The following is a 13,558-nucleotide window of genomic DNA, read 5'->3' as shown; positions in this document are numbered from 1 at the left end:
CTATAATTGTTCCGACTGCATTTTCGTATATTTCAAAATCATATATTGGATTATCTGTATAGTTTTTAAATACTTTGACTTTGTCATATAGTTTAAATTCTTTTGGATTTAAATATTCATCTATAGCCACTTCTAAATCTTTATTTCTTCTATCTAATTTTTCTTTTATGTCCTCGTAATCTCTTAATTGTCTTTCTAAATCGTAAATATCATCTAAAATAAATTTCATTTTATCTCTAGCTTCCATTGAATATTTTTCTCCTTTCGTGATATACTTACAGTAATAGTAATTTTTCTAAGAGCCTATTTTGCTTGCCGGCGATAGGCTTTTTTCATTTCTTTTAATATTTCTTAGTACTATTTCTAATTCTCTTTGGGCTATGGCTGAAATATTATCTTTAAATCTAAATTTCCTAATAGTCCTTTTAACTGCAATTATTACTTGTTTGTCCCTCAATATTCTCACCTCCTTATTCTCACCTCCTTATTTCAATTTGAAAATTTTTATAATCAAATTTATTGCCTTTAAGTCTTGATACTTGACAAGCCCAACCCTTAGCTTTCCCTAAAAAAAGGCTAAGTTTTACCATGCTACTAAATACTAATTCCTCATCTGTAATTTTATTCCTCAAAATACAATCAACCTTATTACCTTTATTTTCTTCTATAAGAGGATACTTCTTTAAACCTTCTTCGTACTGTTCTTTAGTCTTGTAAAAATTACACTTGTAACAATCTTTATCTTTTAAAATGTCACATTCATTTCCTAAATCTGCAAAACATCCTTCATTTGTAATCAAAATCTCTCCTCTTTTTCTTTTAGCTATTTTTTCTTTAGCTCTACACTGACTACAACAATCATCAATACCATTTTCTAAGTTATGAAAATTCTTTAGATCCTTATCTACTTTGCATATTTTACATATCATCTACTTCACCTCCTCTCTAAAACTTACTACTTGTCCCACAATGCTACATAAAATATATACTAGTGGTATTAATAGGAACTCTCCTCCTATAGCCTTATATCCCCTATTTTGAGTTGTGAAGTAGTGCAATATTAAAGTAGCTAGTATGCTTAATTCAATTAACAGTATTTTCTTATATAAATTTATCTTTTTCATTTAGCTTGTCTCCTTACTTATATATTTGTGAAGCTTCGGCCGTTATCTTTGCCAAAATACCTTTTAGCTTTTCATTCTCTTGTTTAGTTTTTTCTAGATCTATTTCTAATTTTCGATACATTAATGGAGATACCTTTTCCAGTTTTACTCCCTCAATATCCAGGATGTGTTGCTCTGTAAACCTAATGGCTGGGATGCCTTTACATGGAGTTATAATTCCTTCCTTCCTCCAGTTTTCTATGGTTCTTATAGTTACTCCCCAACGAGTAGCTAAATCATCTTGAGATAATAATTTATTCATTTCCTTACCTCCCTTCTATCCCCAAGTCCCATTGGTATAATAATTCAACCACTTACCATTTCGGAATGTAACTTCTATACAATTTTTTCTTTCTTTAACCTTTATAGCAGTCCAATCTTCTTTATCTTCAACTCCTGCTTGATGTTTTTGATAAACATATCCAAACAATCTTTTAGCGGGATTGGATAGATTTTTAAATCCTTTTATTTCATATTCTTTTATTCCATACATTTGTTTGTCCTCCTTTCAATTAATTTGTTCAATCCTTTGAACTCCCACATCAAAAAAATATATATTTATATCTTCTGATTTTATATCTAACAACCTACTAGCAGTTACTATCTCGTTTTGTTTCCATTCTATCCTGCCATTCATCTTAAGACTATTAGTCCTCTCCGACCATTCCATAGCCTTTGCGAACTCTCCGAGAGTTCCAAACTTTTCTATTACTTTACCCCTCAATTTAGAATAATTATAACTCATATCTACACCTCCTCCCTGTTCAATACTTTGAACTTAATTACATATTATCATCTTGCATTGAACTTGTCAACCTTATTTTTAAACTATTTCTACTTATTTATTGAACCTATGTACAAAAGATGGTATAATGGTATACAAGGAGGTGAACAAATGAAAAAGTTTACTACATCTGAAAGGTTAAAGGAATACATGAGTAAATATAATGTAAAACAAGTAGATATTTTAGAAAGGGCTAAGCCCTACACTTTAGAGCATGGGGTAAAATTAAATAAAAATGACCTTTCGCAATATGTGTCTGGAAGGGTAGAGCCTGGACAAGACAAGATTTTTATACTATCTAAAGCTTTGAATGTAGATCCTGCTTGGATAATGGGATTAGATGTACCTATGAGGAAAAAACCTACTAAACTACATGATAAGCACTCTAACGCAATTCCCCTAGTAGGAACAATAGCAGCAGGCCAACCCTTGTTAGCAGAAGAAAATATAGAAGACTATTTTAATATAGACACATCTATAAAGGCGGACTTTGCTCTAAGAATTAAAGGGGACTCAATGATCGGTGCTGGAATATTTCAAAACGATATAGTTTTTATAAAGCAACAGTGTGATCTTGAGAACGGAGAAATAGGAGCTGTTCTTATAGAAGATAGTGCAACTTTAAAGAAGTTTCATAGGAAAGATAATACTATAATATTACAATCGGAAAATGATATGTATGAGCCTATGATCTTCACAAATGGAAATATAAAGATATTAGGCAAATTAGTAGCAGTATTAAATATAAGAGGATAAGGGAAAATGAGGGGTATAAGTCGACAATATCCCTCTTATTCTTATAACTGCACAAAGGAGGATAAAGATGGAATATAATATCACATATCGTCAAAGAAATGGTGGATGGCAATATATTATTTCCTTTAAAGATGAAACTGGAAAATGGAAACAAAGGAGCAAGCAAGGCTTCAAAACTAAATCAATAGCTAAAATAGCAGCTGATGATAGATTAGATGAAATGAAAGAAAACTTTATTCTAACCTCTAACAATGAATATGCAGATATAACCTTTAAAGAATTTATTGACATATACATTGGAGACTTAGAGCTACAACGTGAATATAATACTGCTAACACTACTAAATTTGCTTTAAAAAAGTTTATAAGCTTAAATGATATTCTTATTAAAGATATTCAATTTGTTAATATACAAGGCTGTGTTAATAGTATGATTAAAGAAGGACTAAAAGTTTCTACTATAAAAGAATATGTTACTAAGATTAGAACTATATTTAATAATGCCATAGATCCTTATATGGTTATATCTATTAATCCAGTCGGAAAAATTAAGTATCCTCAAATGGATGATAATTCTACTGATAAAAAAATAAAAGCATTAACTAAAAAAGAGCTAGACTATGTATTGTCGCATCCTAAAGTTTATAATAAAAGAAAAGATTACATGACAATGAGGATAGCTTCAAGTTGCGGATTGAGATTAGGTGAAATTGCTGGTCTTACTTGGGATTGTATTGACTTTAAGACTTGTACCATTACAGTAAATAAGCAGTGGAAAAAAGATAAGCAAGGTAAATATGGCTTTGGTAAGCTTAAATCTAAAAACTCATATAGAACTATTCCAGCATCAAAAGAATTGATGAGAGAACTCTATAAATATAAATCAGATATACCAACAGATATATATAATAGAATATTTAATGAAAAGCAAACTGTAAATATGTCTATAAGAATAAGAAAAAGATTTCAATCTTTAGGCATGGATAATTCTTTACATGATTTAAGACACACGTATGTAACTTTATTAATTCCACATGTAGATTTTAAAACAATAGCTAAACTTATAGGTGATACTGTGGAAATTGTAATGAAAGTATATAGCCATGTAAATGAAGATATGATGGAAAATGCTACTAATGCAATCAATGAAGTTTTTATCTAAAATTTATTTTTGACGTATTTTTGACGTTTGAAATTTAAGTCAAGCAATATCAACGTTCCAGGTGTATAACCTTGTTTTTCATACAAAAAAAAGGCATATACTATGCCTTTACCATAAATTTCCTTATATCTTCTATTACTCTTTTTTCTATTCGAGAAACTTGTACCTGAGATATACCCAGAATTTTAGCAACATCAACTTGAGTTTTATCTTTAAAATATCTTAATATAATTATTTTTCTATCTCTTGCTTCTAATTTACTAAGTACTTGTTTTATCATTATATTATCAACTATAGTGTCATCATCATCATCAGAATCTGCACTTATTTTATCTATTAAATATAATGGTGCTCCATCATCTTGATGAATAACACTATAAAGGTATTCTGGATAATATGAAGCATCTAAAGCCATTACAATTTCTTCATATTCTATACCAATTTCTTCTGAGATCTCATTGATAGTAGGTTCTCTTCCTAAATTTTTAAAAAGTAACTCTCTAGCATTTTTAGCCTGAGTTGCAGTTTGTTTTAATGATCTACTAACCTTTATAAGACCATCATCTCTTAAAAATCTTTTTATCTCCCCCATAATCATGGGTACTGCATAAGTTGAAAATTTAACATCAAAAGAATTGTCAAATTTATCTATAGCTTTTAATAGTCCAATACTCCCTATTTGAAACAAATCATCTATCTCATATCCTCTATTTCTAAATCCTCTTAGAACTGAATTTATAAGTCCAATATTATGCTCTACTAATCTCTCCTTAGCATCCTGATCTCCTTTTTGTGCTAGGGATATTAGACTCATAGTTTCCTCATGAGATAAAAGAACTCTTTTTGATTCCCCTGTCTTCATATTTATCTCTCCTTATTTGGGAGATTTTCTATTCTTTTAGTCATTATAATTCTTGTACCATGCGATTCATTAGTTTCTACTTTTAAATCATCCATAAACGTTTCCATAACTGTAAAACCCATTCCCGATCTTTCTAAATCTGGTTTAGAAGTATAAAAAGGTTCCATTGCCTTTTCTAAATTTAAAATACCTTTACCAAAATCTTCAACAATTATTTCTATAACATTTCCCTCTATGGTAGCTTCTATCCTTATAATGCCATCACCATATTCATATCCATGTATGATTGCATTTGTTACTGCTTCAGATATAGCAGTTTTTATATCTGAAAGTTCTTCTATAGTAGGATCTAGTTGAGCTGCAAAAGCTGCTACTACTATCCTAGAAAAAGATTCATTCTTTGATTTACTTAAAAACTCTAATTTCATATGGTTTCTTTCCATTTTCTCACCTCTTTATATATTCTTTAAAGCAGTATCCATTTCAGGATAAGCCTCTATAATTTTTAATAATCCAGACATTTTTAAAATTCTATCGACATATTGGTTACCACTTATTACAAATAGTTTCCCATCCTTTTGACTTATGTTTTTATATCTACCCATAATCAGACCTATCCCTGAACTATCCATAAAACTTAATTCTTTTAAGTCTAATATGATATTTTTTGAACCTTTTTCTATAATTGCTTTATCTATCTTTTTTCTAGTAGATTCTGCACTATGATGATCTAACTCTCCCTTTAATTTAACAACTAAAATATTCTCTCTAGTTTCCATTGATAAGTTCAAATTTACCCCTCCTCATTTAAGTCTCCTATAATAGTATACTATAAAAAGACAAGTTCTCCATTATCTAGTTTTGTCTAGTTTTGTCTTAAAACATAAAAAAAGAGCCTAAGCTCTTTTTTCACATCCCTTAACTACATTATCTAATAAAACAGTATTTGTAACGCTACCAACTCCCCTAGGAACAGGTGTAATTTTTGCTACCTTGTCTTCTACATTTTCAAAATCTACATCTCCACTCATCTTTCCATCTTCATCCATACTAACTCCAATATCTATTATTATAGAATCCTTATTGAAGTATTTTTCATCTAAAAATTTAGCTCTACCAAGAGCAGTCATAACTATATCTGCATCTTTAGTTATTTTATCTAGATCTTTAGTTCTTGAATGACAAATAGTTACAGTAGCATTTTTTTCTAAAAGCATCATAGCTAAAGGTTTTCCTACTACTAAAGATCTGTTTATTACTACTACATTTTTTCCTTCTAAATCTATATTATTATTTATTAGTATTTCTATAGCAGCTTTTGGAGTTCCAGGTGCAAAACCTGACATATCTCCTTCAAAAATCTTTGCTAAGTTTAAAGGATTCATACAATCTACATCTTTTTCAGGACTAATAGTCTTACTTATCACTTCTTCATCTATTCCCTTTGGTAATGGTCTGAAAACTAATATCCCTGATATCTTATCATCATTATTTAATTCTTCTATTATATTTACTAGCTCTTCAGTTTTTAAAGAAACCTCTTCTTCTTTTATAACTGTCTTTATACCAAGTTTTTCTGCACTTTTTATTATACCTTTTTCATAAGATATATCACTTGGGTCTTCGCCCAGTCTTACTATTGCAAGGGTTGGTTCTATGCCTTTGTCATTTAATTTCTTAATTCTTTCTACCATTTTTTCTTTTATCTTATCTGCAACAACTTTTCCTCTTAAAATCTCTGCCACAATATCTCCCCCTCTTTAAATTGTAATAATGCTCTTATTTACATCATACCATATATAAATATATTTTAAACCCCAACTATACTTTTAGACTTAATGTATTTTAATAAAAACTACTTAAAGAACATATTTGGTATGCCTTAAGTTATTTGTTTACCTCACTTTGTTTATTTCATTTTTCAGTACTTCTGCCATAGCTCCATATATTACTTGAACACCTGAGCCTTTTTTAAAGATCCCCTTAGCTTTTAATTTTGATGTCCAAAGCTCTTTATCTGCTACTTTTGAAATATCTTTTACTGTAATTCTTAATCTAGTTATACAAGCATCTACTTCAACCAAATTATCTCTTCCACCTAGTGCATCTATTACCTCTTCTATATTTACATCTTTTAATAGTGTATCTTTTTTGGTGTATAATTTATTTTCTGCATCTTCTCCACGACCAGGAGTTTTTAAGTTTAATTTAGTTATAAGTGTTTTAAATGTAAAGTAATAAATTAAAGCTGTAGGTATTCCAAGTATAAGTATCCAAATATAATTTGTTTTTGCATTTCCTTGTAATAGTCCAAATAAAGTAAAGTCAATTATACCTCTAGAAAATGTAACTCCAACTGATACATCAAGTGCATAAAGCACGGCATAGGAAAGTCCTTCTAAGACTGCATGTATACCATATAATAATGGTGCTACGAAAAGAAATGTAAACTCTATCGGCTCAGTTATACCTGTTAAAAATGAAGTAAGAGCTGCTGAAAATAATAGTCCACCTACGATCTTTTTATTTTTATCATCTGCTGCTCTATACATAGCTAAAGCTGCTGCCGGAAGTCCAAACATCATAGGTAAGAATCCTCCAGTAAAATATTTAGTAGCCTCAGCTGAAAATTTAGTAACTGTAGGATCTGCAAGTTGAGCAAAGAATATATTTTGACCTCCTTGAATAAGTTTGCCTGCAACTTCTAATTCTCCACCAAGTGAAGTAAACCAAAATAGGGGATAAATTGCATGATGAAGACCAAATATATTTAAAATTCGCATAAAAAATCCATAGAAGAATATTCCAACTGGACCTGTTCTACCAAAGAACTCTGAAAAAGTAGAGATTCCTAAATGTATATAAGGCCATATAAAAGGAACTATAGCTCCTACTATACTTATGATCAATACAGATACTATAGGAACAAATCTTACACCTGCAAAAAATGATAGGGCCTCAGGCATCTTTTTATCATAATATCTATTTGTTAGATAAGCCACCAATAGTCCAACTATTATTCCCCCAAGTACTCCTATCCTAACTGTAAATATTCCTAATTCATATCCATATACATTAGAAAGTTTTGCAGCTTCTATTGCATTCTTTCCTTGTGATAAAAAGTAATCTACAGATGTAGTTTCTGGATTATAGCCTAAGAAACCTAAAATGGTACTTATAGATGTATGAAATATAACAAAAGAAATAGCAGCTGATAATCCAGCAGCACCTTTTTCTTGTACTGCAAGGCCTGTAGCAATTCCTACTGCAAATAATAATGCTAGATTTCCGAATACAGCCGAACCTATTGCCGCCATTGCACTTAAAATATAATAAAGTATAGTTCCAGGCCCTAATATAGCTCCTAAATTATAGGTTTCTACCATAACAGGGTTTGTAAATGCAGCTCCTACTCCTAAAAATATTCCAGCTATAGGAAGTATAGCTATAGGTATCATAAATGATTTTCCCAAACGTTGTAATTTTTCAAACACTTCTCTCACTCCTTCATCCTTAAATATATTTTATTTAAAATCTTCCACTTAATCCACTCGCCTCCTATTTTATTAAAATTTTATATAATTTGAGCTAATATTCGGTAATATTAACTATAAATAAGTATACCCCAAAATTTAAAAAAGAAACCTAAAGGGTATTCCCCTTTAGGTTTCATAAGTTTTAAGAGTAAATCTATAAGCCGTGATATAGACCACTACTATCTTTGAGGTTTCTTGACTCTGCTATACTACTAATTGGAATGCTTAGAGGGGTTTATGTAATAGTTGATATGTATAGCTTTTGCAGAATAAAGGACATAAGTAAATTTACTAGGTTCTGTATCAAATGATAGGGTGGTCATATATTTATGTTAAATTTTAACATCAATCTTAAAGTAAAAATACATTCAATGAATTTTTAGACTATCTGAGGTCTGAGAATAATACTAGCGAATTAACTGTCAGAAGTTATATTGGAGATTTCAAGATATTTATAGGATATTTAATTGAAAATGGAGTACCTACCGATATAGAAAAAATACAAGTAACTCATATAAGAGCTTATATTGTATTTTGAAAAAAGATAAGAAATATGCCAATGAAACTATTAGAAGGAAAATTAATAGTTTAAGGAGCTTTTTTAATTATTTAGTTAACCAAGACTATCTCGTTAAAAGGCCTATGAGAACAATCTTCGCACCAAAAAAAGAAGAAAGATTACCTATTCTCTTTACTTAAGATGAAGTGGTAAAACTATTAAGTGTAGCAAAGGGAAGTCAAGATAACTTTGCATTTAGAAATTATATCTTCTGTAAGTTAATTGCTAGCACTGGAATAAGGAGACAAGAAGCAATCGACCTCGTCTTTGATACAATTGACTTTAATGATAATGTTATCAAAGTTAAAGGAAAAGGAAATAAAGAAAGGGTAATTCCTATAAAGGAAAATTTAAAAGAAGAACTATTCACTTACTTGCAAAGCAGACCCCCTATAAAAAACCATGCTATATTTATTAATACTGCAGGAAATAGAATCAATGCCAGTACGGCTCATGTATTTTTTACAAGACTTTTAAAGAATGCTGGATTAGATAATAAAAGCCTTAGTATCCACAAATTAAGACATAGCTATTCTACTTCTTTAGTTAATAGAGAAACTGATATAATCAGTATTTCTAAATTGCTTGGTCACAGTGATATAAATACCACTACTGTTTATGGTGATCTAAATATGAATAAACTTCGACAAGATGCAAATAAGTTATCTTATTGAATATAAAAGAGCTCAATCTAAATAATTGATTGAGCTCTTTTATTTAGTAAGTTATATCTTCTATCCATGAATTGACTAATTGATTAATTTTAATTTTATATGATGCTATTTCTAAGATTATAAGGTCTTGCATATTTATACTTTCTTTTATTTTATTAACAATTTCAATTTGTCTATCTATTGGTGGTACAGGCAATAAGAAATCAGATATTTCTATATTTGATATTTTAACCATCGATTGATTTTTACCCTTTGATACATATTTAAAATACATTCTTCCAATAACTGAATTTACTATATAGGCTAGATATTCATTATTAATCCTATCATCAGTATCTACTCTTATCATTAAATCAGGATATATATTTATCATTAATATTTCTTGCAATTGATGCCATAGCAACCAAGTCTGTAGTATTCCCTCTTGTTAAAAAAAGGTCATTTTCTTTAATAAAAAAATCATCCATATTTTCTTTTTCTTCATCACAATATTTTAAATTATCAAATGTAAGATGTGTATCTATATTAACCGAATCTATACCTAAAACAATATATTTTGAAGAAAATTTATTGCAAGTTGGAGACCATCCATTTTTTGTTTTTAAATTGTACAAAGATAATTTACCTATGCAATCACAGTTAGATAATATTTCCTTTTGTAATTCAATTGCTTTATTAAATCTATAACTTAATCTAAGTTTTGAATTTAAATTATAAATTTCTTTAAATGTTATAGTCTTTTTTTCTTGTATTTCAATATTCATAACTTTTTCCATATCTATATCAAATTCTTGAATAATTTTTTCATTAATAATATCACTATTCGATTTAATCTGATTTGATTTTAGTTTTAATTCTTTTTCATATCTTATAATCTCATTTAAAAAATCTTTCTGTTCTATTTTACTAAAAATTGGAACATCTATATCAAATAACTCATCAACACTAATAAATGAGTATCCAGACACCTTATAAAGTACTTCAACAATTTCTCTTAAAATATTTTCAAGTATATAAATATACAGTTTAGGGTTAAAGCCTTGTTTAAGTTTAATAGAAATATTGTTTTGGTTTAGTAGTGCCGGAATCTTTTCTTCAATTAATACCATCTTTCCAATAGAACCAACCAATGATATTATAATTTCATCTTTTTCTATAGCAAATTTTGAATATTTTTCACAATGGTAATAATTATCAGGCAAAAATTCTATATTATCATAATCTATTGTAAAGTCTTCTTTAAAATTAGTCCCTTTTAATACGTATATATTACCATGAGAAGAGAAATCACTACCTTTAAAAGCATGTCCTTTATAACTATAATCAATAATTTCTCCTAATTTCGCAGAATTTAAATAACCTTTTTTTTCATAGAACCAATTATAAAATTTAAAATCCATTCTCATTGTTTTTTTTGTAGCAAATTTATTAAACTCATAATTATTAATTTTCATAATTATCTTTCCTCATCCCATTCAATATCTCTCATATAATCAAGGATCGTTTCTTTATTTCCATCATCAATAATTAATTTATCATTACTATCTGACCTAAATAAATTGTTAAGAGACTTTCTTTCTCCTCTTATTGTTCTTTTATATCCGATTTCATCTGCTTCAGCCATAAATATATTATAAGATAATTCATTTGCTACATTACTAAATACCCACCACGTGTTTACAAAGCCAAACTCAGCTTTAGTATCATTATCAACCTTACATAAAGATATTAAATCTTCTTCATATTTTTTAATCAAACTTTCTTTAAATTCTAAAACATCTGATTCGGCTGAATCCTCGCAAAACGAAAATATATCATTGCTATCTTCAATTGTTAGATTATTTTTCAACATTTGAGCTAGAATATGAATTTCTTCTAATTGTGAAAGGCTTTTTATTGAAGGTAATTTTTCTTTTGATTTAACACTATGATGTACATCTATAATATTTAAAACTCTATTTTTTAATTTACTCCATTCATTCGTATAGATATTCCACTTTGAATCCCATAACTCTATCTGTTCTGATGTCTTCTTTTGTGCAAAAATTATACTAGTCTTTGTGTTTGTAAATGGAGCAAATGTCGATTGTGGTAACGATACAATTGCCTTGATATTAAAATATTTATATAAGAATAATCTAATATATCTATTTTCGTTAGTATCAAAAATACTTTCTGGAAGTATAATTGCCATTCTTCCATTCTCTCTCAATAGCTGGTAATATCTTTCAATAAAAAGATTCTCTGAATTCTTTTTATTTCCAAAAATAAAATTCTTTTTAACTCTTTTTGCAGTATCTTTATCTAAATCAACAGAAAAAGGAGGGTTTGTTAAAATTAAGTCGAATTGGCTATTTGTTTCATATTTATATAAATTATCTTTAAATGCTTTATTTAGAGCATTGGGTGCATTTTCCTTAACATATTCATTGAAAGGTAGTAAACCATCTTTTACAAATATATTAGTAGAACCATCACCATGTAAAATCATATTAACTTTAGTAGCAGTTCCTAAATTAAAGTTTAACTCGGTGCCATAAATGTATTCCCTTGCCCACTTATTTTCTCTATGATTAGGATAAAACCATTCAGATTCCATCTTATCAGTAACTTCTCTCGATGAATTTATTTGACTTCTATATTTATATTTAATATTCTCAGTAATAAACTTCATATATTCAATTAAAAAAGTTCCACTTCCGGCACTAGGATCAATCATATATGGAATTTCTTTATCTTTATTAATTCTATCAATTGCTAATCTATCAGCTTGAATTCCCCACAACATAAACTTAACAATATTAATATGTGTAAAAAACTGTCCTTTATCTTGCTTGAACCCATTTCTGATAATACCCTCAAAGAAATCACCTAATATATCTTTACCAGAAAGACTATTTTTCCCATCAACAAAAGAATATTTTTCAAGTTGTTGGACTGTATACTTTAACTTTGAAAGAGAAAATTTCTTTGTATCAATAACATAAGATTTCTTTAATTCATTTTTATCAACAATATTTAATTTATTAGATAGTGCTCTTTTATATAATTCATTTATTCTTTCAAATAAAACATCATTACTTTCAAATTCATCTTCATCATTTACAAAAGATAATGCTTGAAAATCATATGCATCTCCATTCATTTTTTCATCTTCATCTTGTATCTTTGCTAATATCAGATTAGTTAAAGAAGAAAAAATTTCATTATCATCTGTTCCTCCCCCACCCCACAAAACATTATGTAAATCAATTTGTAATCTATGTAACATTTCATGAGTAAAACTTTTTTCTAAATCATTGTCACTATTTTTTATATAAGGCTTTTTTATTACTTTACTGTACCGATCCGGCAGGGTATCGGTATAGTTTCTTACGGATTCCCATTGAGCAAAATTAGGATATTTCTCATTATCAATAATCATACAAGTATCTTTTATATTGTTCAAATTATCAAAATTTATAGTATAAAGAACTAAGTATTTTACATTATGTCCCTCGTTCTTCTCCATTCCAGCAACTTTAAACAATTGCTCTTCAATAGTTGAATCTTTATCTAAAGTTTCATATTGTTTTGGAGGCTTTAATTCAATAAATAGGAAAGCATCATCATTTTTATCTTTTACAATTAAATCAATTCTACTGGTAATAGTATGAGGTCTTCCAGCAGTGTATTCATATTCAATTACAATCTTATTTAATGGATATCCTAATTCATTAGCTAATTTAGTTATTATATATGCTCTTACAATTTCCTCATCGCCACTCAAAACATCAATATTTCTAGCATTTAATATTTCATTCGAATATTTTACTTTCTTGTTAACAAAATCAATAGATTCAACAGCTTTGATTTTTGATTGTTCAATATAAGCGTTTATAATTTCTTTCTGTTTTTTTGTTATTTCCAAGTATATCAATTCTCCTATCTGAATTCTAATTTTTCTTATTAAATATAAAAATTCTTATTTATTAAATCTCTATTCTACATTTATTTGTAACAAAGCATAACTATATCTTTTTATAAATTATTATCTATATATACAATTGGACTCATCTAGAT

Annotated in this window: 18 protein-coding genes and 1 pseudogene; 4 read left to right on the top strand and 15 right to left on the bottom strand. The window is 28.4% G+C overall.

What is annotated here, in order from left to right; genetic code table 11:
• The 7 genes from TICRE_RS07930 to TICRE_RS07905 form a co-directional block, all read right to left on the bottom strand.
• Positions 1–247: hypothetical protein (locus TICRE_RS07930; protein WP_143583112.1), on the bottom strand; the 247-nt coding region annotated here is incomplete at its 3' end.
• 48 nt (positions 248–295) lie between these two features.
• Positions 296–457: a hypothetical protein gene (locus TICRE_RS13240; protein WP_158016479.1), complete on the bottom strand. Its 162-nt coding sequence runs from the start codon at positions 455–457 to the stop codon at positions 296–298.
• A 19-nt stretch (positions 458–476) separates the two neighbouring features.
• Positions 477–929, bottom strand: a complete 453-nt coding sequence (locus TICRE_RS07925) for a hypothetical protein (protein WP_075726876.1) — start codon at positions 927–929, stop codon at positions 477–479.
• On the bottom strand, positions 930–1,124 hold the full coding sequence (locus TICRE_RS07920) for a hypothetical protein (RefSeq protein WP_075726874.1): 195 nt from the start codon (positions 1,122–1,124) through the stop codon (positions 930–932).
• A 13-nt stretch (positions 1,125–1,137) separates the two neighbouring features.
• Complete coding sequence (locus tag TICRE_RS07915; RefSeq protein WP_075726872.1) at positions 1,138–1,425, bottom strand: MerR family transcriptional regulator; 288 nt, start codon at positions 1,423–1,425, stop codon at positions 1,138–1,140.
• Between the two features lie 15 nt (positions 1,426–1,440).
• Positions 1,441–1,656, bottom strand: coding sequence for a hypothetical protein (locus tag TICRE_RS07910; RefSeq protein WP_075726869.1), 216 nt, complete (start codon positions 1,654–1,656; stop codon positions 1,441–1,443).
• Between the two features lie 15 nt (positions 1,657–1,671).
• On the bottom strand, positions 1,672–1,908 hold the full coding sequence (locus TICRE_RS07905) for a DUF739 family protein (RefSeq protein WP_075726867.1): 237 nt from the start codon (positions 1,906–1,908) through the stop codon (positions 1,672–1,674).
• A 150-nt stretch (positions 1,909–2,058) separates the two neighbouring features.
• Here TICRE_RS07905 and lexA point away from each other — a divergent pair, with 150 nt between their 5' ends.
• Together lexA and TICRE_RS07895 are read left to right on the top strand one after the other, a co-directional pair.
• Positions 2,059–2,703 carry a transcriptional repressor LexA gene (gene lexA / locus TICRE_RS07900; RefSeq protein ID WP_075726865.1) on the top strand — a complete coding sequence of 215 codons (645 nt, stop codon included), beginning with the start codon at positions 2,059–2,061 and terminating at the stop codon, positions 2,701–2,703.
• 67 nt (positions 2,704–2,770) lie between these two features.
• Positions 2,771–3,865: a site-specific integrase gene (locus TICRE_RS07895; protein ID WP_075726863.1), complete on the top strand. Its 1,095-nt coding sequence runs from the start codon at positions 2,771–2,773 to the stop codon at positions 3,863–3,865.
• A gap of 100 nt (positions 3,866–3,965) precedes the next feature.
• Here the strand turns inward: TICRE_RS07895 and sigF are convergent, their stop codons facing one another.
• The 5 genes from sigF to TICRE_RS13755 form a co-directional block, all read right to left on the bottom strand.
• Positions 3,966–4,727 (bottom strand): RNA polymerase sporulation sigma factor SigF, encoded by a 762-nt coding sequence (gene sigF, locus TICRE_RS07890; RefSeq protein WP_075726861.1) that lies wholly within the window; start codon positions 4,725–4,727, stop codon positions 3,966–3,968.
• 2 nt (positions 4,728–4,729) lie between these two features.
• On the bottom strand, positions 4,730–5,170 hold the full coding sequence (gene spoIIAB, locus TICRE_RS07885; RefSeq protein ID WP_075726859.1) for an anti-sigma F factor: 441 nt from the start codon (positions 5,168–5,170) through the stop codon (positions 4,730–4,732).
• Positions 5,171–5,182: 12 nt separating this feature from the next.
• On the bottom strand, positions 5,183–5,518 hold the full coding sequence (spoIIAA, locus tag TICRE_RS07880; protein WP_075726857.1) for an anti-sigma F factor antagonist: 336 nt from the start codon (positions 5,516–5,518) through the stop codon (positions 5,183–5,185).
• A gap of 105 nt (positions 5,519–5,623) precedes the next feature.
• Positions 5,624–6,472, bottom strand: a complete 849-nt coding sequence (locus tag TICRE_RS07875) for a bifunctional 5,10-methylenetetrahydrofolate dehydrogenase/5,10-methenyltetrahydrofolate cyclohydrolase (RefSeq protein ID WP_075726854.1) — start codon at positions 6,470–6,472, stop codon at positions 5,624–5,626.
• Between the two features lie 150 nt (positions 6,473–6,622).
• Positions 6,623–8,221, bottom strand: coding sequence for a PTS transporter subunit EIIC (locus TICRE_RS13755; RefSeq protein ID WP_143583110.1), 1,599 nt, complete (start codon positions 8,219–8,221; stop codon positions 6,623–6,625).
• Between the two features lie 424 nt (positions 8,222–8,645).
• Here TICRE_RS13755 and TICRE_RS13850 point away from each other — a divergent pair.
• Both TICRE_RS13850 and TICRE_RS07860 read left to right on the top strand, forming a co-directional pair.
• Positions 8,646–8,801 (top strand): annotated as a pseudogene (locus tag TICRE_RS13850) (site-specific integrase); the annotation flags it as partial.
• A 167-nt stretch (positions 8,802–8,968) separates the two neighbouring features.
• On the top strand, positions 8,969–9,496 hold the full coding sequence (locus TICRE_RS07860; RefSeq protein WP_075726852.1) for a tyrosine-type recombinase/integrase: 528 nt from the start codon (positions 8,969–8,971) through the stop codon (positions 9,494–9,496).
• 43 nt (positions 9,497–9,539) lie between these two features.
• Here TICRE_RS07860 and TICRE_RS07855 read toward each other — a convergent pair whose 3' ends face one another.
• Genes TICRE_RS07855 through TICRE_RS07845 form a run of 3 tightly spaced genes read right to left on the bottom strand, consistent with a single transcriptional unit; the run spans position 9,540 to position 13,406 of the window.
• The gene (locus TICRE_RS07855; protein ID WP_143583108.1) at positions 9,540–9,869 is read right to left on the bottom strand and encodes a restriction endonuclease subunit S domain-containing protein; all 330 of its coding nucleotides are present in this window, start codon (positions 9,867–9,869) and stop codon (positions 9,540–9,542) included.
• The gene (locus tag TICRE_RS07850) at positions 9,850–10,950 is read right to left on the bottom strand and encodes a restriction endonuclease subunit S domain-containing protein (protein ID WP_075726848.1); all 1,101 of its coding nucleotides are present in this window, start codon (positions 10,948–10,950) and stop codon (positions 9,850–9,852) included. The genes TICRE_RS07855 and TICRE_RS07850 overlap by 20 nt, the downstream gene beginning before the upstream one ends.
• Positions 10,951–10,952: 2 nt before the next feature.
• Complete coding sequence (locus tag TICRE_RS07845; protein ID WP_198927531.1) at positions 10,953–13,406, bottom strand: restriction endonuclease subunit M; 2,454 nt, start codon at positions 13,404–13,406, stop codon at positions 10,953–10,955.
• Positions 13,407–13,558: the final 152 nt, after the last annotated feature.

The sequence above is a fragment of the Tissierella creatinophila DSM 6911 genome, from assembly GCF_001940565.1.
Lineage (GTDB): Bacteria > Bacillota > Clostridia > Tissierellales > Tissierellaceae > Tissierella_A > Tissierella_A creatinophila.
This window is presented reverse-complemented; position numbering and strand designations above follow the sequence as displayed.